This window comes from Rhodoplanes sp. Z2-YC6860 (genome assembly GCF_001579845.1).
Lineage (GTDB): Bacteria > Pseudomonadota > Alphaproteobacteria > Rhizobiales > Xanthobacteraceae > Z2-YC6860.
Window position 1 is genome coordinate 41,943 of the sequence record NZ_CP007440.1, and the last position, 22,453, is coordinate 64,395.

The 22,453-nt window shown below is 60.2% G+C and carries 23 protein-coding genes and 1 pseudogene; 7 read left to right on the top strand and 17 right to left on the bottom strand.

Annotation, left to right across the window (positions count from 1 at the left end):
• Positions 1 to 6: 6 nt before the first annotated feature.
• The 7 genes from RHPLAN_RS00175 to RHPLAN_RS00200 form a co-directional block, all read right to left on the bottom strand.
• The gene (locus RHPLAN_RS00175; protein WP_157099971.1) at positions 7 to 432 is read right to left on the bottom strand and encodes a c-type cytochrome; all 426 of its coding nucleotides are present in this window, start codon (positions 430 to 432) and stop codon (positions 7 to 9) included.
• Positions 433 to 491: 59 nt separating this feature from the next.
• Positions 492 to 1,535, bottom strand: a complete 1,044-nt coding sequence (locus RHPLAN_RS00180) for a hypothetical protein (RefSeq protein ID WP_198164661.1) — start codon at positions 1,533 to 1,535, stop codon at positions 492 to 494.
• Positions 1,424 to 1,963 carry a cytochrome b gene (locus RHPLAN_RS00185; protein ID WP_068012832.1) on the bottom strand — a complete coding sequence of 180 codons (540 nt, stop codon included), beginning with the start codon at positions 1,961 to 1,963 and terminating at the stop codon, positions 1,424 to 1,426. The genes RHPLAN_RS00180 and RHPLAN_RS00185 overlap by 112 nt, the downstream gene beginning before the upstream one ends.
• A 65-nt stretch (positions 1,964 to 2,028) precedes the next feature.
• Positions 2,029 to 2,487 carry a DUF2267 domain-containing protein gene (locus RHPLAN_RS00190; RefSeq protein WP_068012834.1) on the bottom strand — a complete coding sequence of 153 codons (459 nt, stop codon included), beginning with the start codon at positions 2,485 to 2,487 and terminating at the stop codon, positions 2,029 to 2,031.
• Between the two features lie 24 nt (positions 2,488 to 2,511).
• On the bottom strand, positions 2,512 to 4,134 hold the full coding sequence (gene groL / locus RHPLAN_RS00195; protein ID WP_068012836.1) for a chaperonin GroEL: 1,623 nt from the start codon (positions 4,132 to 4,134) through the stop codon (positions 2,512 to 2,514).
• 154 nt (positions 4,135 to 4,288) lie between these two features.
• The gene (locus RHPLAN_RS38910) at positions 4,289 to 4,447 is read right to left on the bottom strand and encodes a hypothetical protein (protein WP_157099972.1); all 159 of its coding nucleotides are present in this window, start codon (positions 4,445 to 4,447) and stop codon (positions 4,289 to 4,291) included.
• A 108-nt stretch (positions 4,448 to 4,555) separates the two neighbouring features.
• Positions 4,556 to 5,779, bottom strand: coding sequence for an MFS transporter (locus RHPLAN_RS00200; RefSeq protein WP_068012839.1), 1,224 nt, complete (start codon positions 5,777 to 5,779; stop codon positions 4,556 to 4,558).
• A gap of 173 nt (positions 5,780 to 5,952) precedes the next feature.
• On the opposite strand from RHPLAN_RS00200, the gene RHPLAN_RS00205 reads away from it, so the two are divergent.
• The gene (locus tag RHPLAN_RS00205; RefSeq protein WP_068012841.1) at positions 5,953 to 6,780 is read left to right on the top strand and encodes a universal stress protein; all 828 of its coding nucleotides are present in this window, start codon (positions 5,953 to 5,955) and stop codon (positions 6,778 to 6,780) included.
• Between the two features lie 13 nt (positions 6,781 to 6,793).
• On the opposite strand, the gene RHPLAN_RS38915 is transcribed toward RHPLAN_RS00205, so the two are convergent.
• The gene (locus RHPLAN_RS38915; protein ID WP_198164662.1) at positions 6,794 to 7,135 is read right to left on the bottom strand and encodes a c-type cytochrome; all 342 of its coding nucleotides are present in this window, start codon (positions 7,133 to 7,135) and stop codon (positions 6,794 to 6,796) included.
• 777 nt (positions 7,136 to 7,912) lie between these two features.
• Here RHPLAN_RS38915 and RHPLAN_RS00215 point away from each other — a divergent pair.
• The 3 genes from RHPLAN_RS00215 (at position 7,913) to RHPLAN_RS00225 (ending at position 9,486) form a co-directional block, all read left to right on the top strand.
• Positions 7,913 to 8,599 carry a helix-turn-helix domain-containing protein gene (locus tag RHPLAN_RS00215; RefSeq protein ID WP_084244069.1) on the top strand — a complete coding sequence of 229 codons (687 nt, stop codon included), beginning with the start codon at positions 7,913 to 7,915 and terminating at the stop codon, positions 8,597 to 8,599.
• Positions 8,600 to 8,633: 34 nt separating this feature from the next.
• A complete protein-coding gene (locus tag RHPLAN_RS00220; protein ID WP_068030275.1) occupies positions 8,634 to 9,086 on the top strand; it encodes a host attachment protein in 453 nt (150 codons plus the stop codon).
• Between the two features lie 91 nt (positions 9,087 to 9,177).
• Positions 9,178 to 9,486 carry a DUF4010 domain-containing protein gene (locus RHPLAN_RS00225; RefSeq protein WP_068012845.1) on the top strand — a complete coding sequence of 103 codons (309 nt, stop codon included), beginning with the start codon at positions 9,178 to 9,180 and terminating at the stop codon, positions 9,484 to 9,486.
• On the opposite strand, the gene RHPLAN_RS38040 is transcribed toward RHPLAN_RS00225, so the two are convergent.
• Positions 9,476 to 10,424 (bottom strand): IS630 family transposase gene (locus RHPLAN_RS38040; RefSeq protein WP_157099974.1). Its coding sequence is split into 2 segments (ribosomal slippage): positions 9,476 to 10,087 and positions 10,089 to 10,424, totalling 948 coding nucleotides; the frame shifts between segments, so codons are not numbered across the junction. The two genes, RHPLAN_RS00225 and RHPLAN_RS38040, sit on opposite strands and share 11 nt — an antisense overlap.
• 253 nt (positions 10,425 to 10,677) lie before the next feature.
• Between RHPLAN_RS38040 and RHPLAN_RS00240 the strand changes: the two genes are divergently transcribed.
• A complete protein-coding gene (locus RHPLAN_RS00240; RefSeq protein ID WP_068012855.1) occupies positions 10,678 to 11,025 on the top strand; it encodes a hypothetical protein in 348 nt (115 codons plus the stop codon).
• A gap of 258 nt (positions 11,026 to 11,283) precedes the next feature.
• Here the strand turns inward: RHPLAN_RS00240 and RHPLAN_RS00245 are convergent, their stop codons facing one another.
• The 8 genes from RHPLAN_RS00245 to RHPLAN_RS00280 all read right to left on the bottom strand — a co-directional run bounded on the left by RHPLAN_RS00245 (position 11,284) and on the right by RHPLAN_RS00280 (position 20,811).
• Positions 11,284 to 13,833, bottom strand: coding sequence for a cation-translocating P-type ATPase (locus tag RHPLAN_RS00245; RefSeq protein ID WP_068012856.1), 2,550 nt, complete (start codon positions 13,831 to 13,833; stop codon positions 11,284 to 11,286).
• 120 nt (positions 13,834 to 13,953) lie between these two features.
• Complete coding sequence (locus RHPLAN_RS00250; RefSeq protein WP_068030279.1) at positions 13,954 to 14,508, bottom strand: cytochrome b; 555 nt, start codon at positions 14,506 to 14,508, stop codon at positions 13,954 to 13,956.
• Between the two features lie 145 nt (positions 14,509 to 14,653).
• Entirely contained in the window at positions 14,654 to 15,565 is a 912-nt protein-coding gene (locus tag RHPLAN_RS00255; RefSeq protein WP_068012859.1) for a ribose-phosphate pyrophosphokinase, read from the bottom strand.
• Positions 15,562 to 17,097, bottom strand: coding sequence for a thymidine phosphorylase family protein (locus RHPLAN_RS00260; protein WP_068012861.1), 1,536 nt, complete (start codon positions 17,095 to 17,097; stop codon positions 15,562 to 15,564). The genes RHPLAN_RS00255 and RHPLAN_RS00260 overlap by 4 nt, the downstream gene beginning before the upstream one ends.
• A complete protein-coding gene (locus RHPLAN_RS00265) occupies positions 17,094 to 18,458 on the bottom strand; it encodes an MBL fold metallo-hydrolase RNA specificity domain-containing protein (RefSeq protein WP_068012863.1) in 1,365 nt (454 codons plus the stop codon). Before RHPLAN_RS00265 ends, RHPLAN_RS00260 begins: the two co-directional genes overlap by 4 nt.
• 46 nt (positions 18,459 to 18,504) lie before the next feature.
• Complete coding sequence (locus RHPLAN_RS00270) at positions 18,505 to 19,332, bottom strand: universal stress protein (RefSeq protein WP_068012865.1); 828 nt, start codon at positions 19,330 to 19,332, stop codon at positions 18,505 to 18,507.
• Positions 19,333 to 19,458: 126 nt separating this feature from the next.
• Positions 19,459 to 20,037, bottom strand: a complete 579-nt coding sequence (locus tag RHPLAN_RS00275; RefSeq protein WP_068012867.1) for an NAD(P)H-dependent oxidoreductase — start codon at positions 20,035 to 20,037, stop codon at positions 19,459 to 19,461.
• Between the two features lie 39 nt (positions 20,038 to 20,076).
• Positions 20,077 to 20,811 (bottom strand): CBS domain-containing protein, encoded by a 735-nt coding sequence (locus RHPLAN_RS00280; protein ID WP_068012869.1) that lies wholly within the window; start codon positions 20,809 to 20,811, stop codon positions 20,077 to 20,079.
• A 154-nt stretch (positions 20,812 to 20,965) separates the two neighbouring features.
• Between RHPLAN_RS00280 and RHPLAN_RS00285 the strand changes: the two are divergent.
• Positions 20,966 to 21,949 (top strand): annotated as a pseudogene (locus RHPLAN_RS00285) (zinc-dependent alcohol dehydrogenase family protein).
• Positions 21,950 to 22,042: 93 nt separating this feature from the next.
• The gene (locus RHPLAN_RS00290; RefSeq protein ID WP_068012871.1) at positions 22,043 to 22,435 is read left to right on the top strand and encodes a hypothetical protein; all 393 of its coding nucleotides are present in this window, start codon (positions 22,043 to 22,045) and stop codon (positions 22,433 to 22,435) included.
• Positions 22,436 to 22,453 lie beyond the last annotated feature (18 nt).

Consider the following 22,453-nt stretch of genomic DNA (forward strand, 5'->3'; position numbering starts at 1 on the left):
CGCTGCTCAATGACGGCGCCTCAAGCTCATGACATAAGCCACCAGATCGTCCTTAAAGCTGCCGTCGAATTCCAGATTCGGCATACGGACATGTTGGCGGTCCAGAAAAGTGCGCAGCCATCGCGCCGAGCGCCGTCCGGCGATCACCGTGAAGTCCGGCGCGAACTTGCCGGTGCCTGCGGTTTCCGGCTCGACCGAGTGACACTCGCTGCAAACGGCTTGCGCGCTGAGCCGTCCGGCCTCGACATCGCCCTTTGGGATCGCAGCCGCCGCGGCACCGTGCACGCGCAGGAAAAGCAGGGCAATCAGCACCAGCGCCAGGGCCAGGATCACATAGAGCCACCGATGGATGACCATTGTGGATGCGCCTTTTGAATGACCTTTGGCGCATATTAGACGGATGCGGGACGCATCCTCGTTGATCTGTATCAAGCTTGCGCCCGAGTATCCCGATGCGGTTAATGGCCGCTCGGACCGCGGCTTCGAACTTCTCAACGCATTGCCGCGATGCCATCCGGCACCGCGGGTGCCAACGACGCCGCGAAAGAGCGCGCAGGCGGCAGCCGCTTCAGCCCGCCGCCGTTTGTTTCCTTGCTGCCGCCGGGAACGGGAAAGGCGTAGCCGATGATGGCCTTGGTGACGAGCCGGTCCGATCCCGACGTCAGGCCGTAACCAATGCCGAGATTGACGTCCAGGTCGCCGAGCTTGAAATCCGTTACCGCAAACAGCTGGTGCGACTGCTCTGCAAGCGGCAGGAAATTGCCGATCTTGCCGAGGTCTGAGTAGTATTCGAGACCGACAAAACGATCGTTGCCCAGATTGCGCGCAAGCCTCGCCGCCGGCGCGAAATCGGCTTCGCCAAGCGAACCAAGGCCGATATCGACGATCGGGTTGACGATGAATTCCCATTCCTTGTTGCGCACGCCAATGATCGGTCTGATCTCGAACGCGTGGCGAGTCTCTGCAAAGCGCGACGTCTGATAGCTGAACTCGATGTTCACGCCATAAAAGAAATTCCGTTTATCGGCATTCGGCGTTACGAAGAGCGTGCGGATCTTTGCGCCGTTGGAGAGGAACTGGTGGTCGCTGACGGCGAAGGGTGCATAAAAGCCAAGCTCCCACCAATCGGTCAGGCCGTAAGCGAATTCAGGCGTACCGTTGAGTGTATGGTTGGCAATGAGGCCACCCGGAAAATCCGGCTCTTTGCGTCCGCGGATGGCATAATTGAGATGCTGCTGGATTGTCCATTGTCCAAGCTCAGCGATCTCGGCGTTATAGACCTGGATTTCATCCACAGCCTGTGCCGGACGCGTGAGGCTCGCAGCACTCAGCACCACGAATACAAATCCAGTACCAAGACTTTTTTGCCAATTCATAAGCCGAACCGCTGGCTGGCTGCCAAAGAATGATCTTGACCTACAAATTATGGCACAGGATCGCCAGGCAGAATACGCCGCATGACGTCGTCGCGATAATAGAACAGGTGCACGAACGCAGCGGCAACATGCAGCCCGGCTACAGCCAGCAAAAACCAAATGAAATTCTGATGCCAGCCGTTGAGCGCCTTTACCAGCGCTCGGTCACCGGAAGTCAGCATCGGCAGCGGCGCGACGAAGAACAAGGAAACGGTCCAACCGCGCGCGGAAGCGAATAGCCACCCGCTCAACGTGGTCAGAAGCACCAGCAGATGAAGAAGCCAGTGCACGCCCTCTGACGTAATCCGCTGCCACGCCGGAAGCGAACTTTCCGGCGCCACCGGATGCGTGAGCCGCCACCCAAATCGTGCGGCAATCAGCCCAAGGGCGACCATGCCGATTGAAACGTGCCAGGTCATTGGCGAGCCCGGAGGCCCGCCGTGCACGTCCGGCATCAGCCAACCGATGGAGTATTGGACGACCAGCAGTGCGACGACAACCCAGTGCAACGCCTTCGCCGTCGTTCCGTATTGCAAACGTCTTTTCATGTAGATTCCGCGATGAGAAACGCCATGGCTAACATCGCAGCGAGCCTCTTTCGGATATGCAGCCACTAATGACGAATGTTGCTAGGCGTTGTGGCATTTTCCGGCCAAGCATTGCGGATTTGCGCCGGCAGGCAGCGTCGGACATCCTCAATCTCGCCTTCGCTGATCTTCTTGCTCAAGAGCTGGAATACGGCCATCACGGCCATCGGCGGGTTCGCCAGCGGGTCGCGTTTGAATGACTCGTTCACGCGATTGAGAAACTGTTCGATGCTCCGTTCTTTGACCGGCGTCGCTGCCGGGCGCCACTGCTCGTAATAGGCTCCCCGCAAAAGGCCGGGGAGCTGCGCACCCAGGTCAGCGGCTTCGTTGATTTTCAAGGAATCGCGCAATGCATGGAGCACGGCCTTAAGCAGGCGATAGCTGCGCGGCTTGTCGTTCCATTTCAGCCGGCGATCGAGATCATTGATCCAAATATGCGTGAGCTGAACGGTGCGTTCGAGACCTTCAAGACCCTGCGCGCTCATGTAAGCCTCCTGCTCTACCTGCCTTCACATCGCCATTTCTGGTTCCAGGGTGCGCTCCTTTTGCGGCTCTGGGATTTCCGTCATGGTGGCCTCGGTGAGCAGCAGGACGCTCGCGACTGAAACGGCGTTTTCCAGCGCGACACGGACAACCTTGGTCGGATCGATGATGCCCTCCTCGATCAGATCGACATATTCCTTGCGTCCGGCATCGAAACCGAAACTGCCCTGGCCAGCCAGCATGCGCGCCACGACCACGCCACCGTCCACGGCGGAATTCTCGGCAATCTGACGGGCAGGAAACTCAAGGGCGCGCCTGAGAATTTGGATGCCGGTCCGCTCGTCTCCGGCGCACTTGGCCTCTTCCTGCTCAACAACGGAAATGCACCGCAGCAGCGCCAGGCCGCCGCCCGGGACGATCCCTTCCGCGACTGCCGCCTTGGTGGCGCTGATGGCGTCGTCGAGCGCCTCCTTCTTGGCCTTCATCTCGGCTTCGGCGGGCGCTCCGACGCGGATCACCGCAACACCGCCGGCCAGCTTGGCCAAACGTTCCTGCAGCTTTTCCTTATCGTAGTCGCTCGTGGCCTTCTCGATTTCGCGGCGGATCTGCTCGATCCGCCCGTCGATCCGCTTGCGATCGCCAGCGCCGCCAATGATCGTTGTGTTGTCCTTGTCGATCACGATGCGCTTGGCGCGGCCGAGCTGCTTCAGCTCGGTGTGCTCTAACGTCACGCCAAGCTCTTCGGCAACGAGCTCTCCACCCGTCAGCTCAGCGATGTCCTGGAGCATCGCCTTGCGGCGGTCGCCAAAACCCGGCGCCTTGACGGCGCAGCTTCGCAGCGTCCCACGGAGCTGGTTTACGATCAGCGTCGCCAGGGCCTCTCCCTCGACATCTTCCGCGATAACCAGCAGCGGCCGGCCGGCTTTGGCCACCTGCTCGAACAGCTGGATCAAGTCCTTCAAGGCGCTGATCTTGCGGTCGCAAAGCAGAACGAAGGCATCCTCCAGCACTGCCTCCATCTTCTCGGCATTGGTGACGAAATAGGGCGACAGATAGCCTCGGTCGAATCGCATGCCTTCGACCACGTCGAGCACGGTTTCGGTGGTTTTGGATTCTTCGACCGTGATGACGCCTTCGCCGCCAACCTTCTCCATCGCGTCGGCCACGAGCTCGCCGATGGCCATGTCATTGTGGGCCGAAATTGCGGCAACCTGTGCTTTTTCCTTGCGGGTGGCGACCGGCCGCGACAGCGCCTTCAGCGCCTCGATGGCGCATTTCGCGCCGCGGTCCAGGCCGCGTTTGATGTCAATGGCGCTGGCGCCAGCGACGACATTGCGCAGCCCGTCGGCGAAGATGGCATGAGCTAGGATTGTCGATGTGCTGGTGCCGTCGCCGACCACGTCCCCGGTGCGCTCGGCCGCCTGACGCAGCATGCGGGCGCCGAGATTCTCCTCCGGGTCCCTGAGGTCGAATTCCTTGGCGATGGTGACACCGTCATTGCACACGATGGGCGGGCCCCATTTGCGCTCGATGAGCACCGATTTGGAACGGGGACCGAGCGTGACGCGAATCGCGTCAGCCAACTGCGTCGCGCCGCGCAGAATCTTTTCGCGGGCGGCGGATCGGAACAGAACTTGTTTGTGCGGCATGGCTCAGTCCATCAGGGTTCTGGTTTACAGGCTTCAAGTCAGATCACGAACGGCAGCAGAGCCGCCATAGCCATGCCCAGCACCGTGAACCACACCACCGTGTGATCCTGTGGCTCGCATTCGCCCGGGGCTGGAAAGCGGCTTAGCATCGGCCTCACCGTGACAGAATGCCGTGAAGCATCGGGGTGTCACGTGAAACCGTCGACATGTGAGTGGCAAGGCTGCCCCAAACCAACGCCATCGCGGCTAGCAGTGCAATCGCAACAATCTTCAGATGTGTGTGAGCATTTGCACTATGGATCGACCAGTTCATGGCAACCCTCCTGGTGCGTTCTCCTGGCTTAAGGTCGATACATGGATAGAGCGCCGCGGGATCGCGCGCTTTGCGATTGATCAAATGGAAAGGCCTTCTTCCGCAGGCTCAGTCGACCCGCGCAACGATCGCGGGACGCAGGATCAAGACTGCCAGGGCGAGGACCGCAATAAAGGCGCCCGAGATGAAGGTGAGGGTCGGCCCGCCAAGCGTCCAAAACAGCCCCGCGGCGGTGCTTGCCAGAAACGTCGCGACCCCGACCGCGAGATCAAACAACCCGAACGCGGTGCCACGCAAGCCTGTCGGTGCATTGTCGCCGATCACAGTGCTGAGCAGCCCTTGGGTGATCCCCATCTGCAGGCCCCACAGGGCAGCGCCTGCCATTGCGATCCAGATCGTGCCGGCAAAGGCCAGCACCAGATCGGCGCCGATCAGAACCGCTATGCCGACGCTCAGTTGGACGTAGCGGTCGGTTTGATCGACCAGCAAGCCGAACGGATAGGCCGAAATCGAGTAAACCAGGTACATCAGCGCCAGAACTCCAGGCACCAGTGCGGCGTCGGCTCCAATCTCGTGTGTCTTGAGAACCAGAAATGCCGGACTGAAGCGCGCCAGAGCAAGAATGCCGGTCAACAGGATCGCCCACCACAACGGCGCAGGGAGTTGCTTCAAGTCTTGCCACCAGATAGCCGGCCGGTGAACGGCCGATGTATTGAGGGGCTCTCGCACGCCGATCAAAAGCACAGGGATACAGGCAAATCCCGGGATGAGCGCAATCCAGAACACCAACCGGAAATCGTCGCCGCTGAGTTTCATGAGCACAATGGCGGCCAGCGGTCCGATCAACGCACCTGTGGTGTAAAGCGCAAGGCGGATACCAAATCCAGCCCCGCGCACCGCCGATGGTGTGATGTCGGTCTGGAGAGCGTCCCGCGGCGCGTCGCGAATACCTTTGCCGACTCGGTCGGCCATCCGCGCCAGAAGCACGATGGTCACGGACGAGGCCAAGGGAAACACCAGCTTGTTCACGGCCGACAACACATATCCGAGCAAGACCAGAGGCTTGCGGCGGCCGAGCCGGTCGCTGGCGTAACCTGAGAGGATTTTGGTGAACGAGGTGGTGGCCTCAGCGAGCCCCTCAATTGCGCCAACGGATGCGATGCTGGCACCGAGAGCTGTGACGAGGAAGACCGGCAGGATGCCGTAGATCATGGCTGAGGACATGCCCATCAAAAGGCTGACAACGCCCAGCAACAGCACGTTCCGCGGAACGGCGGGGGCTGCAACGCCAAGCGGGCAGCTCAACTGGCTCTCATCAGTTGACGAGTTCATGACACTACTACGGCACATGAGACCAACAGTGGCTTTGATGCCGCTCAACCAAAGGCGCCGCCGTGCGGCCCGATCGCGGTTTTGATCTGGGTCAGGACGCGAAAATTCCAACCCAATATTTTGAAATAAATCGGCCGCGGCTGCGCGCCCTGCCTGAGGCAAGGATATCGAACATGTCTTACGCAACGATCATGGTGCACGTTGATGCCGGCGGCGAGTTGGATGGGCGCGTCCGCATCGCTGCGCAATTGGCCGACCGCTTTCAATCCCGACTGATCGGGATCAGCTCGTGGACGCCGCGACCTCCCTTCGCGATTGAGGGCGTGGTCATAGATCCTAAGCTGACAACCGATGAAATCGCCGGCCGAAGTGTCGCACTCAAAGCGCGGGGCGAGGAGTTCAAGAAAGTTGCTGGGCTTAAGGGCCAGAGAGTAGAGTGGCGATGCGCCCAGGAATTTCCAACCCCATACGTGATGCGAGAAGCTCGCGCTGCCGACCTTCTGGTCATCACCAGAGAACGGAGAAATCTCGACCCTTATCTCTACGTCGATCCTGGTTCGCTATTGCTGGGCGCGGGGCGGCCGGTTCTTCTGGTGCCGCCGGGTGTCAGCTCCATGGATGCGAAAAAGGTCGTGGTGGCCTGGAAGGATACACGTGAAGCACGTCGAGCCATTCGAGACGCTCTGCCGTTACTTAAGCAGGCCGAAACGGTGATTGTAGTCGAATTCTGCCAGAGCCCGCACGAAGTGGGCCCGGCACAGCAAAGGCTAGGCGATGTCGTGCAATATTTGGCCTCCCATCACATCACTTCAGTGTTGCAACGGGTGCAGCCTCTGAAGGATGTGGCAGAGGACAGTTTGCTCCAGTTCGTGCAGCGAGAATCCGCAGACCTCATTGTTGCGGGCGCCTACGGGCACAGCCGGGTGGGCGAATGGATCTTCGGCGGCGTGACCGAAGCGTTGCTTACCCGCAGCCCAGTCTGCTGTCTGCTTTCCCACTGAGGATCGACGGTCGCTATTGCTGGATGCTGCGGACATACGCGGCGAGCGCGTCGGCGTCCGGCCGACTGAACCGGAACATCGGCATATCTTCATGACCAGGAAGCAAACCACGGCGAAGCCGTCGTGCGAAGGTAGAAAGATCAAGCCGATCCCCGAAATGTGCAAATCGCGGCGCACCCGCACGTGGGCTTTCGCCGGATTTGCCGATCGCGTGGCATTGACCACACATCCGTTTCGCCAACGTCTGCCCACGTCGCTGCAAGGTGAGCGCGTCGGCCGTCGAGGGAGCGGACCACATCAAAACGATGAGTACCGCGACAATGGCCTTCTGGCAGACGCGAGTTGGCGATGTCATGCGGTTCTCCGGAAGCTTCAGGCAGACGGCCACTCTAGGCATCGGTCAGACCTGTTCGGTCACGGGTGCCGGTCCGCGCCTGCACGAGCCCATGCGCGGCGCCTCTACTCGACCCAATCCTGCCAGTGGGTCGGTCGAACATCCACGGTGCGCTCGCTCCGGGCATCAACCAACCGATATCCAATCCTCCGGCAGGGAAATACCAACGCATGCACTTTTCCCAATGCGTCGATGACGGCCAACCGCAGATCTCGATCGGTCGGAATTTTGTCTATTGAGCTTGCAGAGCGCCACATGTCTGTTTCAACGAGTTGCCCGCCGAGGACCTATTTCAAGCTTGAAATGTAGGCGGCAAGGTCCGCGGCAGCAGGACGACTTAGCCCCATGTCCGGCATCTTCGGATGTGGAAGGAGCAGAAAGAGCGCGAGCTTGCCTGCCTCAAGGTCGGGCGTTCGGGCGATACTGCCGAATGGCGGCGCCTCGCCAGTGGGACTGCGCTGATCCTGCGAGACGGCGTGGCAAGGCGAGCACCACCGCCGTGCCAGGGTCTCACCGTTCTTTACGTCTGCGGCGAACGTCTGAATGGGCCCTGCTGTCAACAATGCCAAGCAGGTCGCACCTGCAAACCGAGCGGCCATATTGTGCTCCTTTGACGCTGGATTCTAACAACTTTCGTCAGTTTGGCGCCTAAGGGATTCCCCTTAGGGGGATTATCTGAATTTTGCAGCGCGTCCCCATAGGCGAGCATGTTCCATCAGCAATTTAGGGAGCAAGCCGATGCCGATCGTGACCAAGGCGGTGAATGCCAAGACCCAGCCGACGCTCGATGCCCGTGCACCGGCAGCGATACTCGGGGCCACTCTCAGCGACGAGTTGGGTTCGATGGGTGCGAAAATGGCCTATGCCCGCAACGAAGAAATCTTTGGAGAAGGCGAACCGGCGGAATATCTGTACCAAGTCGTCAGCGGCAGCGTGCGCTGCAGCCGGATCCTTGCCGACGGCCGGCGTCAGATCAGCGCGTTCTATTTGCCGGGTGATTTCTTCGGGCTTGAGATCGGCGACGAGCATTCATCGTCCTGCGAGTCGATGGGCGCGACCAGCGTAGTGGTGTTCAAACGCAGCGCCATCATTGAACGTGCCAAGCGGGACTTGAACGTCGCTCGAAAACTCTGGGAGATCACGACTGCCGATTTGGCCCGCGCTCAAACGCATGCTCTGCAGCTGATCCGCAGCGCCGAGGAGCGCGTCAGCTCATTTCTGCTCGCAATGGCTTCTCGCAGCTCCAACACCGTCGAATTTGAGCTGCCGATGACCCGGCAGGACATTGCCGATCATCTCGGGCTGACCATCGAGACGGTTTCGCGCTCCATGACGCACTTTAGGGACATTGGACTCATTGCTCTGCCCTGCTCGCGACGCGTCGTGCTGCTGAAGCGGTCGGGGCTTGAGCGGCTAAATGGCTGACCGAATATCGTAGGTCGATGCAGGGAGAATGCAGATGAGAAAGCCCGCTATACGACATGGCGACTGGGTCGTGGTGTGCGACGGCCGCAAGGCCTTGATCCTGGAAAACACCGGCGACGAGAAGTTCCCAATTCTGCATGCAAGGGAATCGCACGACCATCCGGATGCATCAACCCACGAACAAGGCGCCGCTCCCCCTGGACGTTCTTTCCAATCCGTTGGAACGCGGCGTAGCGCTGTCAGTCAGACTGACTGGCATGACGAATCCGAACGCGCTTTCCTCAAAGATCTCGCGCACCGACTCAATTCAGCGGTCGCAGCAGGTCAGACCGGCGCGCTCACAATGATCGCCCCGCCGCGTGCGTTGGGAATGATCAGGCCCGCTTATTCGCCCGCTCTTCGACGTGCGATCGTGCAGGAAATTGATAAGGATCTCGTGAAGAGCCCGATTTACGAGGTCGAGCGGCTGGTGACGTCCGCCGCCTGATCCGGCGCGACTGCATTAGGGAAGTTCAAGTTCGGAAATCCGTTTGGCTTCTGGCCGGTGATCGCGGCTTTGCCTTGTTTCCCGGCATCGCATGGTCGCCGGGCGTCTCATTGCCGACCGGCTTGGTGGCGACTGGACGATTGCCGGCGCCGTGGTGGTGGGTCTGATCGATGTCGACGCGATCACCCTGTCGTTGGCGCGCTTGGCACCTCAGTCGCTTGGCAGTCGCGAGGCAGCTGTCGCCATTCTTTGTGCTGTCGCCACCGACACCCGGAGTCCTTGGGCGAGTCCGCTTTACGATGAATGTCGTAACCTTTTCTCTCGGCTCGCTGGCGGCGGGCGCCGTTTTGCTCTGGGCTGCGCTGCCTTTTTGGCAAAGCTAGAGCGGTTCACAATTTGACGGAAGCGTATCCGGCGTTTGCGAAGTAGTTGCTGCATTCGCGGGGGCCTATGGTTGTGACGAGGCTGCCGATTTGGCGCCAGACATCGTCGATGGTGCGCCTTTGAGCCATGCGCATCCAATGTTTGATCTTGGCGAAGGCCTGCTCGATCGGATTGAGGTCCGGCGAGTAGGGCGGCAGGTACCAGAGCCTGGCTCCGGCTGCTCTTATGATCTGTCGCAGCACGGCAGCCTTGTGGCTTCCGAGGTTGTCCATGACGACAATATCGCCGGCCTTCAGTGCGGGAACGAGTTGCTGCTGGACATAGGCTCGGAAGCACTCGCCGTTGATCGGGCCATCGAACACGCAAGGGGCTGTGAGGCCGTCGTGGCGGAGCGCGCCGAGGAAGGTCAGCGTCCGCCAATGACCATGCGGCGCGTAAGCTCGCAGGCGATCGCCCTTGCGTCCCCATCCGCGCAGCGGGGCCATGCTGGTCTTGATCCAGGTTTCGTCGATGAGGACCAAACGCCGTGGATCGAGACCGGCCTGCCAGGATCGCCAGCGCTTTCGTCTGCGGGCGATGTCGGCCCGGGCCTGTTCAAGCGCGAACAGTGTTTTTTTTGAACCGCAGGTCTTCGCGCCGCAGGAACAGCCACACGGCATTGTGCGAGACCTTTACCCCACGCGCGGCAAGTTCGTCCTTCAGCCCATGCAGGGTCAGATGCGGGGTCTGTCTGATGCGCTCCAGGATGAAGGCCCGATGCGGATCGAGCACCGGCTTGCGATATCCACCCATCTTGCTCGGCGACACTGAGCCAGTCGTCCGATAGCGCTGAGACCACTTCACCACCGACGACACCGCCACGCCGAACCGCGAAGCCACCGTCCGGCAGCTCTCACCGTTCCGCACCGCCGCAACGACACGCTCACGCAGATCATTGGACAGAGGTCGGGTCATGAGCTGCTGGCCTCCAACCCAGCCAGCAGCTTGAATCACAATTCGAAGCCCAGCGGAATCCCCAGCGATTCAGAAAAGAAGTGAACCGCTCTAGCAGGCAGATCCCAACCCGCCCAGGCGTCTTGATTCTCAACTGTAGCAACACCCCGCGAGGCAGAGTGCTCCTGGGCTTCTGTTTGAGGCAGCCTGCAGGGCGCTGGCCGACCTGATCGGCATCCGGTAAAATCAATCACGAACCGTGTTGGGGTAGAGCATGACCGTAGATCGGTTCATCGCGTGCGAAAACATCAAGCATTTTCAAGAAATGCTGCTGTCGGATGACATCCGGCCGGACGTGAGGTCGCGCGTTCACAAGCTTCTGGTCGAGGAAGAGGATAAGCTTGGCAAAGATCTGGAGTTGCTCGAACGGCTCGAAAGACACATTACGAACGGTGCGCAGCGGATCGAAGCACAGCGACTGCGTGTGGTGGTCATGCAGCGCGACGGTCACGATGGTCTTCGAGACGCCCAAGCGTTGCTGGATGGGTTTATAGAGACCCAAAGCCTCTTTTTGACATACCGCCAGCGCGTGGCAGAAGAAGTCGAACGTAATCGCATCTGACTGTCACTACGGTTCCTTTGGCACCCACTCTCGCCAATGTGTCGGGCGTATATCCAACCAACGCTTACTTTTCGCAGCAATCCACCCGCCTGGAACCCGCCGGCAGGCGAACACCAGCGGGTGTTCGCCATCTTCGTTGACCACAGCAATTTCGATATCGCGGTCGAACGGCGCTGATGAAATCGGCTGCCACATTCAAAATAGGACGCATGCATTTGGTTCCGAGCACTTGATTCAGATCAAAAAACGCAGATGCGCTCACAGTCGCAATTGGGTGCGCCAAAATGGCTTCAGCGATTCGAGAACAATCAACACCGCTGCACCTGCAATGAGCGTCAGAGCTAGATCGTCTAGATGCAATGGACCAAATCTGAACAAAGCGCTTGCACTGGGCCACGAGAGACTGACGGCAAGGATTGCGACGACACCTAGCAGAATCCAAGCCAGTGCGGGGTTCGGGCGTTTAAAGGCTGCGGCCAGCGAAGCGCCAAACGAGCGATTGATCAGAATAAGACTGAAGATCGAAGTCACCAGCGAGAAGAAGACCAAAGCCCGTAGCTCGTCTTCAGGCATGCCGCGCTTCAATCCAAATATGAAAACGGCGGCCACCAATGCAAAAGCCAGGACACCCTGCAAAACGCTCCAGCCAACCAACGGCCAAGAAAAAAGTGTCTCATCAGAGGGCCTGGGCGGCCGACTCATGACATCTTTCTCGTCGGTCTCAGCTTCGAAGACCAGGGAGCACACCGGATCAATCACCATTTCGAGGAAGGCGATGTGAATAGGGTTCAATATGATGGGCAAGCCGAAAGCTAGCGGCAGCAGCGCAAGGCCTGCGATCGGCACATGCACGGCAAATATAAAGCCCATGGCCTTCCGAAGGTTGTCGTAGATGCGGCGTCCGAGCCGCACGGCAGCCACGATTGATCCAAAATCGTCATCCAGCAGAACAATGGAGGAGGCTTCCCGCGCCACGTCAGTTCCGCGTCCGCCCATCGCAACTCCAATATGAGCAGCCTTAAGCGACGGTGCGTCGTTGACACCATCACCCGTCATTGCGACGATTTCTCCGTCAGCCTTCAGCGCTTGTACGATTCGTAGTTTTTGTTCGGGCATGATTCGCGCAAAGACGCTGATGGTTTTGGCCCGATGTGCCAACTCGGCTTGGCCGAGCGGCTGGATTGCGTCGCCCGTCAGGACCTCGGAGGCATCGAGACCGGCCTGTTTGGCGATGGCTCGGGCGGTTGTCGGATAGTCTCCGGTGATCATGATGACCCGGATGCCGGCCGTACGGCATTCACGTACGGCATCTGGAACACTCTTGCGCAAAGGGTCGGCCAGACCAACCAGACCGGCGAAACGAAACGAAAAATCGGCCTGCGACTGGGGGAAAGTGTCTCCGGTGTGCTTGCCTTTGGCCACACCAAGCACACGCAGACCGTCCGCGGCCATGGCGTCAATCGCCTGCCGAATCCGACTTAGTTCCGGACCATGAAGGCCACAAAGTCGCGCAATCGTCTCGGGCGCGCCCTTGGCAGCCACGACACGCTCAGCGGAATTCTCGCTCCTTTGCCAAAGCTGTGTCATCGCTAGCAAGTCAGGACTCAAACCGTAAGTGCGCACAAGCTTCCAGTCCGGTTCCGGCATGCCATCTTTGTCGCTCAAACGATGGTCCGTCGCGAAGACGTGAAATGCCTTTTCCATAGGATCAAAGGGTTCGCGAGCGCTCGCAAGCACACCGTGGGCGGCAAGGTCGCAGAATTGAGCCGCGATCGATGAATCCATCGGACCCCGGTTTGCAAAGATTTGTCCGTCGGGCAGCCGAAGCTCCGCAATCGTCATGCGGTTTTCTGTGAGAGTGCCCGTCTTATCGGTGCACAGTACCGTTGCGGAGCCGAGCGTCTCGATGGATGCTGCGCGGCGAGTGAGAACGCGCGCTCGTGAAATTCGCCAGGCTCCCATCGCCATGAATACGGTGAGCACGACCGGAAATTCTTCCGGCAACATCGACATGCCTATTGCGATCCCAGCGAGGAGTGCGTCGAGCCAGGCTCCTCGCAAGGTCCCGTAGAGGATGATGGCGGCGAGGCTGACGAGCGCCCCGCCGATAGCACAGAGGCGAACCAATCGTGCGGTTTGAATTTTGAGGCGGGGAGGCTCGTTTCCCAGGTGACGTAGCGATTGGCCGATTTTGCCAATTTCGCTCCGCGACCCTGTCGCTATGACTTCAGCAATTCCACTGCCGCGTATCACCAACGACCCTGAATACACGAATGGCGATTCCTCGCCGCCTGGTCGAACCGTAGTCTCATGAACAGCCGCCGAGATGCGTTTGCGCACCGGGACCGACTCGCCAGTCAGAAGAGATTCGTCGATCTGCAAGTCGCCTGCTTCGAGGAGAACACCGTCGGCTGCAACGCGATCTCCCTCTGCCAACATGATGAGATCACCACGTACGACATCGCGCCCAGCGATGCGCTCAAGCTCGCCGTCTCTGATAACCAGTGCGCGAGGGCTAGTCAGGTCACGTAGGGCCTCTAGCACGCGCTCGGTACGCGTCTCTTGAACGATAGTGATGCCAATCGACATGATGGCGAACGCGAGTAGAATCGTCGCCTCTTTAAGGTCCCCCAAGACGAGGTAGATCAACCCCGCCCCGAGCAACAGCGCGAGCATTGGCTCTCGCAGCACCTCAAGCGCAATCCTGAGCGCGGTGCGGCGGTCAGGACGGGGTAGCTCGTTGAAGCCCTCGATCTTGAGTCGAGATGCCGCCTCGATTTTCCGAAGGCCGGTGAACTGCCGAGACATGCTAAAGACCACTTGTGCCGTTCTTCGTTGCTCGGCGGGTCGCCAAGGCGACCCTGCTGCCCAGCAAACTTGTCTCCGGCCTGCACGATACCTGTCAGCTCGGCTTTAACCAGCGCGATGCTAGCGCCATGCCAGAGGGAGCATCCGCAAAAGCGTTCGGTCACGCAGCACCCAATGGTGAAGAAGTGCAGCGGCGGCATGAAAGGCTGCAAGGATGATCAATGCGTTTGCGAGCACCTCATGAATTTCCTTGACCGAGCGGGCGAAGCCGCGATCAGCAACCCACGGTGAGGCGATCTCCGTCAGACCAAACAGCGGCAATGTGTCGCCACGCGCGAATTGCAGCAGGATCCCGGAAATTGGAACGGCGACCAGAAGGCCGTAAAGGATATAATGAATGAGCCGTCCAGCACGATCGAGCCATACACCTAGAATCGTGTGCTCGATCGGCGGCGGTGGATCAGCGAGCCGCCACAACAAGCGCAGCACAAGGATCCCGATTACTGCGAGCCCCGTGGAGATGTGTACAAACAGGCTCGCCGCCCGTGCGGCGCCTTTGGGAAACACATCGTCGAATTGACCAAGAGCCCAAGCAAGGATCACCAGCGCGACCGTAATCCAATGCATGGTTTGTGGGATGGCACCATAACCCGCTGTCGAGTTGCGCAAATGCATCTTCAATGTCCTCCCACTCAAACAATCAAATCGCGCAGCCGGCACAAGCGTATTGATGCATGTCAAAGTCTTTGCTGCCCAAAGAAGTCTGCGGGTCCAGTTCGGACGATGGCGTTTGGTCTGCGATCGGTCGGATTGCGCTCGGCTATTGGAAATCTGCTCGGACGTCGTCAGCAAGCGCTTCGCGGATACTCGCGGCCGCTAGCGGCGCAAGGTCCATTCTATTTGTCACATGAGGAATGCTGTTCGATGTGACTACGCGTGCACCCGCCTGAGCAAGGATCTGATCGGAAGCATCCGCAAAAATGCCGTGAACGGCGATGCAGATCGGCGGCGGCGACCGCCGCGCCAGCAAGAGACGAACAGCCTCCAGCATTGTTCCACCGCTAGAAATGATGTCGTCGATCAGCACGGGTGTTCGTCCATCAAGCTCCTCAACGTTTTTAATTGAAATCGAAACGTCGCGGTCTCCGTGGCGGATCTTCTCGAGAACCGTAAATGGAGCAGCGGCATCGGCTGCCACGGCCGAGACCCATTGCTCGCTTTCACTGTCCGGCCCGATGATTAGCGGGTTTGGCACGTTCGATCTGATCCACTCCGACATGAGCGGTGCCGCGTGCGCCACTGCGGTCGGGATACGATAGATTTCGGAGAGCGAGGCGTAGCGGTGCAGATGTGGATCGACGGTGACGAGCCAGTTGAACGCGTCTGACAGCAGTCCGGCGACCTGTCGTGACGTAACGGCCTCTCCGGGCTTGAACCGCCGATCCTGCCTCATGTAGCCGAGGTAAGGAGCAACCAACCCAACTCTGTCAGCGCCGAGTTCGCGGGCGGTTTCCGCCGCAAAGATAAGCGGCAGCATTTTCTCATCTGGTTTGGCCAGCGTGCAGACAATCGTGACCGAGCGTCGGGTCACGTCTGCGAGATATCGCAGGTAGGTCTCCCCATCAGGGAATGCTCGAATTTCGATCTCGCCGACATCGGCCGCAAGAAGATCAGCGATCGCGCGCGTCAGCCTTTCGTTGCCCGGCATCGCGATGAAAAGCGGCGGGATCATGGGCTGCCGATCAGGATGATGTCGCGATTGGCTGAGGCGTAATCGAAGGCGTACGCGAGTTCGCCCGGCGCATCAGCATGAACTGTGCAGAGCGGCTGACCGCTGGCCACTGAATCGCCGATCCGTACATGCAAATCGATGCCCGCTGCCTTGTCTTCCGGCGCGCCGGCGAGCTTCGCCAGCCTGGCAATCCGGCGGTTGTCGATGGCGTGGACCTTGCCGGGACGCTCCGCCAGGATGGGCCGACGCTGATGCGAAAGGGGCGGCATACGCATGCCGCCTTGGGCCTCGCAGATGCGTTGGAATTTCGTCCAGGCGCGGCCAGAATCCAAGGTCTGCGCGGCCAACGCGTGGGCTTTGTCACTGGAGGCAATGCCTGCGAGCTCAATCAAAGCTGCCGCCAGTACGAGCGCGCGCTCCCTCAGGTCGGAAGGTGCATCTGGCTCGCATTTCAGCACGGCAAGCACATCCCGTGCTTCGAGGGCGGGCCCGATGCCGCGGCCGATCGGCTGCGCTCCATCGGACGACACCACCCGCGTTTGCAGGCCGAAGCTTTCGCCGATGCTTGCCAATCCTGAGGTCAGCGCCTCCGCAACCTCCGCACTTCGAACCTTGGCGGTCGGGCCGATCGGCATATCGATGACGACATGGGTCGATCCGGCGGCGATTTTCTTGGACAGGACCGAAGCAATCATCTGTCCCTCGCTGTCGATGTCGAGCGCACGCTCGACCCGGATGAGGATGTCATCGGCCGGGCTGAGCCTGATCGCTCCGCCCCAGACGATACAGCCCCCTTCACACTCGACGACGCGGCGGATCTCTTTCGTATCGAGATCGACCGGCGCCAGGGTCTCCATCGTATCAGCCGTGCCGGCCGGCGATGTGATCGCCCTGGACGACGTCTTCGGCATGACCAGCCCCAATGAAGCTACGATCGGCACAATAATCGGCGTGGTTCGGTTGCCGGGAAGCCCGCCGATGCTGTGCTTGTCGACAATCGTCCCAGCCGGCCATTTGAGGCGCTCCCCGCTTTCGACCATCGCGTGGGTCAGCGCGAGGACTTCGTTGTGATCGAGCGGGCGTGTCGCGCAGGCAGTGATGAAGGAAGCGAGATGGATATCCGAGTATTTGCCGCTCACCACGTCTTCGATGATGGCGTGCAAGGAGGCTTCCGTCAGATCATGGCCGTAGATGCGGCTGCGCACATGGCTGAGCGAATCGAGGGGAGAGGGATGCGAGACAGAGATGCGGTCTCCTTCCTTCAAGCCGAGCCGTTTCCACGCCGATTCCGACAGCGCCGCCTCGTCGCGTCTGATCAGATCTCCCATGACTTGATAGAGCGTCGCGACGATCTCCTGTCCGTCGTTGCTCAACAAGACCCGGGTGTGAGCCAAAAAGCCTTCGGACCTGCAGACCTGACAGTCCTGCCGCATGAACACCACGGCTTCGTATTGGGTGTCGAGCCCGAGACGCCGCGCTCGAAGCGTGCTTGTTGTTGTCTTAGGCGCCGGCTCTGAGTTTTTGTCATTCATGTCAGCGAGACCTGTTGCCCGTGATCCGGCACTAGACATGGCCAGCCCAGCTCTTCTTCGATCCGATGACGCAACGCATCAGCCGCGACAGGCTCGCCGTGCGTTATGAACGTTATTTTGGGCGGCGCCTTGAAGCCTCGCAGCCAGCGAAGGAGTTCGTCCGAATCGGCATGGGCCGACAACATGTCGAGATTGCTGACCTGCGCGCGAACTGGAACGTATTCACCGTGCATTTTGATGCGATCGGCGCCAGCCAGCATGGCGGCGCCGCGGGTGCCACCAGCCTGGAAGCCCGCAAACAGGATCGTGTTTTTCGGGTCCGGCGCAAACTGTTTGAGATGGTGCAGCACACGACCGCCGGTCGCCATGCCGCTGGCCGATACGATGACCTTCGGCATCAGATTGGCGGTCAGCGCCTTTGATTCCTCGACGCTTTGCACGTAGTGCGCAACCGCGCAGGCCCGCCGGCATTCGTCTGCGGACAGCTTGTGGCTTTCGGTGTGCTTGCAGAATACTTCGCCGGCGTCCTGCGCCATTGGGCTGTCCAGGAAGATCGGGATATTCGGAAGACGTCCCGCAGCTTTCAGCTTATGGAGATGGAAAAGCAGGCTTTGAGCTCGACCGACAGCGAAGGCAGGGATGACGACCGTCCCGCCGCGCGCGACCGTTTTTTCGACGACAGAAGCCAAGGCTTCGGCGGGATCGACCTTGGCGTGCAAGCGGTTGCCATAAGTGGATTCGACCAGGAGATAGTCGGTTCGTTCGAACGGCTCCGGATCGACCATGATCGGGTCGTCATACCGTCCGAGATCGCCGGAGAACACCGTAGTCACGCCGGCCCACTGGATTCGTACTGACGCGGCGCCGAGGATGTGGCCGGCTGGGCGCAGGCAAGTCGTGGCGCCGCATGGCAAGGACCGCTCATTGTAAAATGACATCGAGACGAGTTGCTCAAGCGAATCCACTGCATCTTTTTGAGTGAATAGCGGCAAAGCCGGTTTGTGCTTTGAGAAACCATGCCGGTTCGCAAAGTCGGCGTCTTTCTCCTGGAGGTAGCCGGCATCGGGCAACAGAATTTTGCAGAGATCGACGGTCGGCGAAGACCCCAACACGGGCGCTCTGAAACCGCGCTTCACCAGCAGCGGCAAATAGCCCGAGTGGTCGATATGAGCATGGGTCAGAATGACGGCTTCAAGGCTGCTGGGATCGACTGGCAACGGCGCCCAGTTCTTGAGACGCAGCGATTTGAAGCCCTGAAACAGGCCGCAGTCGATCAGGATCCTGTGCTCGCCATTGTCGAGCATGTATTTTGATCCGGTGACCGTGCCTGCTCCACCCAGAAATGACAATGTCAGTGCCAAGCCGCGTCCTCTCGTCCAACCGTCCGGCCCTGGTGCCTGCCTCCGACTAATGAGACATCAACACCGGCACAGTCATGCTTTTCAGCATGTCGCGCGTGGCGCCGCCGAGGACGAATTCCCGCAGCCGCGTGTGCCCATAGCCGCCCATCACGATGAGATCGGTGTCCATATCGGCGGCTTGTGAGAGGATCACATTGGCGACCTCGCTATCGGGAGCGACGATCGGCATCAAATCGACCTTCAGTTCATGGCGAGCGAGATGCTCGGCAATCTGGGTGCCGCGAATCATGTTCCGCTGCTCCGTCGATTCGATTGTCACGATGCTGATCTTGCCGGTCCGTTGCAGGAACGGCATGGCATCGCCCACCGCGCGAGCCGCGTTGCGGCTGCCGTCCCAGCATAGCATGACGCGATCGAGCTTGATGCCAGTCTTCTGGATGTAAGGCACAATCAGAACCGGCCTGCCGGAATCGAATAGCGCGGCTTCATTGATCAGGCTTTCCGGAAGGTCATTTTCGGGTTCCGGTTGGCCAACCACCGACAGGTCGTAATGTCGCGCGGCGCCGGCGAATATCTGGGCGACCTCCGCCACATAATCTATCAAGAGCCCGGAATCGGCTCTGATACTGGCGAGCCGCGCGCGGTCATCGAACGATTGTTTCGCTTGCGAAGCTGCTGCCTTCCGTTGCGCTGTGCAGCCGTCGACGATATCTGCAGTAACGCCGTCCAGGACGGAGCCGCCGACCGGCAACTTGCACGCGACGGCCCTGGCCGTCAGGTGAGCGTCAAACATCTGGGCGATGGAAATCGCAAAATCACCGGCGGCGTCGCGTGACTTGCCGACGCCGAGATTGACCAGAACATCCTTGATCATGGGACAGCCTCGTTTCGATGGAACATGGGACAAATATCGTGGTGGGCCAGAACTGCCATTGACTTGGCTCAAACGCGGCCGCGCATGGGTGATCTCATGGTTGCCAGCGTGGTGAGGTGGCAGGCGCTATGAACTCTGACGCCCGAGCCCCTCGATCTCAGCGATCCAACCCTCCCGGGTCTCGGGCTTCGACGTTCCGATCATGCCGAACAGCGTGTGGCGCACCGGGGTGATGCCGATGAACTTCAGGATGTTGCGGGTGATCAGCTTCAAGGCGTGGCCGCCATACCAGAAGCGATAGATTGAGACCGGCATACCCATGGTGATGACGACGCGGGCGCTCTTGTTCTTGAAGATCGACCAGTTCATGGCGTTATCCGTGTCCTGCCGGTGGATCAGATCGGGCTGGAGCACGCGCTCGATGAAGCCCTTCAGCAGGGCCGGCATATCGCCGCACCACAGTGGAAAAATCAGCACCAGGTGATCGCAGGCCGCGAGCGCATCGTAGGCGGCCTGCAGATCGGGCTCCAGCATCTGCTCCTTGCGGTAGCCCTCACGGAGGATGGGATCGAACTTCATCTCCGAGAGCGCGAACAGCGTCGCCGTGTGCCCCGCTGCCGTGGCTCCGCGCCGATAGGCCTCGCCCAACGCTCGGCAGAATGTGTTGGTCTGAGGATGCCCAACCACAATCATGATTTTGCGCATGCGCGCCTCACTCTCTGATCGAGGGGACGAGTCCGCCGGTTAGCGGTTGCCGATCGGATAGGTCACTGTGCCGTCGGCTTCGACCACCATCCCGGTCATCGGCTCGATCCAGGCCAAATGGTCATCGACGCGCTTTACCCCCGGGATGTTCTCGGCGGCGACGATCGTGGCTTGCCGTTCGCGCTCATCCATAATCGTACCCCAGAGCTCAACCACGCCGCCGCGCACGATGATGTCGAGCGAACCAGTCGGAGCCCAGCTCTGGCCCTGAAGCTCCGCAAACAGGCGCTCGCGGATGGCGCGATCATCGAGGCTTGTGGGCTTGGCTTCACGGGCAAGACTCGCCAGCGCATACAGCAGATTGGCGCGGCTGATGATGCCTACGACTTTGTCATCCTTCATCACCGGAACGCGTTTGATCCGGCGCTTCTCCATCAGCGAGACCACCTCTTCGAGCGGTGTGTTCTCCATGACCGTCACTGGATCGGGCGTCATGATCTCGCTGACCTTGCGCCCGTGGGTTCGCGTGTATTCGTCTGCGAGACGTCCGGGACCAACGAGAAATGCCAGCCATCGGGGCCGCTGTCGCTGCGTTGCCGTCTCAGTCCGCCGCAGGAAATCGCCTTCGGTGAGCATACCTTGAAGACGGCCTTCGGCGTCGATGACAGGCAGACCGCTAATGTGGTTCTGCAGCATGATGCGAATGGCACTCGTCGCCGAATCCGTCGGCTCGACCGAAAATACCGGGCGGGACATCACGTCTTGAGCTTTCATGGGGCACCTCCATTTGATGGGATGCATGATGCGCCGTGATCGATCGTTGCGAATTGAGGCAGGTCAAAGTGGCGATGCTTGATGCAGATCAACGCTGCAGTCCGGCATCAGCATACCGAGAGCCCGACGCAGAACGTCGAACAAGGAACAGGCTATGCGGGCCATGGTTCTCCAACGGATCGGCGAACCGCTCACGCTCATGGAAAGGCCGGACCCCAAGCCCGCCGAAGGCGAAGTTTGCGTGCAGGTTTCTGCCTGCGGTGTTTGCCGCACCGACCTTCACGTTGTCGACGGCGAGTTGCCCAACATCCGTTTGCCGATCGTGCCTGGACACGAGATTGTCGGCCGGATCAGTGCGGTAGGCCCGAACGTCAACAGTCTAACGGTTGGCATGCGGGTCGGCATACCTTGGCTCGGCCGGACCTGCGGCAGCTGCCGCTATTGCCGCGAGCAGCGCGAGAACCTCTGCGAACGACCGCAATTCACCGGCTACTCGCGCGACGGCGGCTACGCCACCCATGTGCTGGCCAATGCCGGTTTCGTTTTTCAGCTTCCGGATAACGGCAGCGATCAGGCCACCGCACCGTTGCTGTGCGCCGGCCTGATCGGCTGGCGCTCGCTGCGCATGGCCGGGGACGGTCGGCGTATCGGACTCTACGGCTTCGGCGCCGCCGCGCATATCATCGCCCAGGTGGCGCGCTGGCAGGGGCGTGAGGTGTTTGCCTTCACGCGGTCCGGCGATGTCGCGGGTCAGGACTTCGCCCGCAAGCTCGGAGCCATCTAGGTGGGAGGTTCGGACGAAGATCCGCCTAAGCCTCTGGACTGCGCGATCATCTTTGCTCCGGTCGGCGCGCTAGTCCCGGCCGCATTGAAGGCCGTACGCAGAGGCGGCCGAGTGGTCTGCGGCGGCATTTATATGAGCGCTATCCCGAGCTTTCCCTATGACCTGTTGTGGGGAGAGCGAGAGCTCGTCTCAGTGGCTAATCTCACGCGGCGTGATGGCGTCGAGTTTTTCGATGTGGTGCCCAAGGTCGGGATTGCGACCCATACTACCGGCTATTCGCTCACGCGCGCCAACGAAGCCTTGTCAGACCTGCGCCGCGGTGCGTTGCAGGGCGCCGCTGTTCTGGTGCCCTAGCGGCTGATCTCAGCGGGGATGATCTGGTTTGATCCGTGTCAAAGCACACAGCCTGGGCTTCCGCCATGGTGACACGTCATCGTGGAGAGCACCATGAAACTTCCGCACGCGTTCAAGCGTATTCGTCTGCAGCTCGCCCGCTCCAAGGAGTTTCCCGCGGGATCGACGCATCACGGCTACGAGTTCGTGGCGCCGCTTGATGCGCAGGGGCACATCGATGCTGCACTATGGAAGGCCTATCCCAAGCAGTGCCTGGTGCGGCGCTTTTGGCAGGGAGCCGACGATCGGGTCGGGGTTCTGGTCCACAAGCCCGGTGGCAGCGAGCATGCCCGCTGGGTGTTCGACTATGACAAGACACGCGTGGACGACGACGAGGCCGGCTATCGCTTCGCCTCGCATGCGATGGTGCCCGGCGAATATGTGACGTTGCGCGATCAGGAATCCGAGCACACCTTTAGGATTGTGAGCGTCGAAACGGCAGCTTGATCGACGGTGGCAACAGTC

Bases quoted from the DNA above. Each gene is read 5' to 3' on its own strand.
- RHPLAN_RS00270 (WP_068012865.1), bottom strand. From the start codon at position 19,332: ATGATCAAGGATGTTCTGGTCAATCTCGGCGTCGGCAAGTCACGCGAC.
- RHPLAN_RS00245 (WP_068012856.1), bottom strand. From the start codon at position 13,833: ATGTCTCGGCAGTTCACCGGCCTTCGGAAAATCGAGGCGGCATCTCGA.
- RHPLAN_RS00255 (WP_068012859.1), bottom strand. From the start codon at position 15,565: ATGATCCCGCCGCTTTTCATCGCGATGCCGGGCAACGAAAGGCTGACG.
- RHPLAN_RS00240 (WP_068012855.1), top strand. From the start codon at position 10,678: ATGACCGTAGATCGGTTCATCGCGTGCGAAAACATCAAGCATTTTCAA.
- groL (WP_068012836.1), bottom strand. From the start codon at position 4,134: ATGCCGCACAAACAAGTTCTGTTCCGATCCGCCGCCCGCGAAAAGATT.
- RHPLAN_RS00220 (WP_068030275.1), top strand. From the start codon at position 8,634: ATGAGAAAGCCCGCTATACGACATGGCGACTGGGTCGTGGTGTGCGAC.
- RHPLAN_RS00225 (WP_068012845.1), top strand. From the start codon at position 9,178: ATGGTCGCCGGGCGTCTCATTGCCGACCGGCTTGGTGGCGACTGGACG.
- RHPLAN_RS00215 (WP_084244069.1), top strand. From the start codon at position 7,913: ATGCCGATCGTGACCAAGGCGGTGAATGCCAAGACCCAGCCGACGCTC.
- RHPLAN_RS00290 (WP_068012871.1), top strand. From the start codon at position 22,043: ATGAAACTTCCGCACGCGTTCAAGCGTATTCGTCTGCAGCTCGCCCGC.
- RHPLAN_RS38910 (WP_157099972.1), bottom strand. From the start codon at position 4,447: ATGAACTGGTCGATCCATAGTGCAAATGCTCACACACATCTGAAGATT.
- RHPLAN_RS00205 (WP_068012841.1), top strand. From the start codon at position 5,953: ATGTCTTACGCAACGATCATGGTGCACGTTGATGCCGGCGGCGAGTTG.
- RHPLAN_RS00250 (WP_068030279.1), bottom strand. From the start codon at position 14,508: ATGCATTTGCGCAACTCGACAGCGGGTTATGGTGCCATCCCACAAACC.
- RHPLAN_RS00280 (WP_068012869.1), bottom strand. From the start codon at position 20,811: ATGAAAGCTCAAGACGTGATGTCCCGCCCGGTATTTTCGGTCGAGCCG.
- RHPLAN_RS00185 (WP_068012832.1), bottom strand. From the start codon at position 1,963: ATGAAAAGACGTTTGCAATACGGAACGACGGCGAAGGCGTTGCACTGG.
- RHPLAN_RS38915 (WP_198164662.1), bottom strand. From the start codon at position 7,135: ATGACATCGCCAACTCGCGTCTGCCAGAAGGCCATTGTCGCGGTACTC.
- RHPLAN_RS00190 (WP_068012834.1), bottom strand. From the start codon at position 2,487: ATGAGCGCGCAGGGTCTTGAAGGTCTCGAACGCACCGTTCAGCTCACG.
- RHPLAN_RS00260 (WP_068012861.1), bottom strand. From the start codon at position 17,097: ATGAATGACAAAAACTCAGAGCCGGCGCCTAAGACAACAACAAGCACG.
- RHPLAN_RS00275 (WP_068012867.1), bottom strand. From the start codon at position 20,037: ATGCGCAAAATCATGATTGTGGTTGGGCATCCTCAGACCAACACATTC.
- RHPLAN_RS00200 (WP_068012839.1), bottom strand. From the start codon at position 5,779: ATGAACTCGTCAACTGATGAGAGCCAGTTGAGCTGCCCGCTTGGCGTT.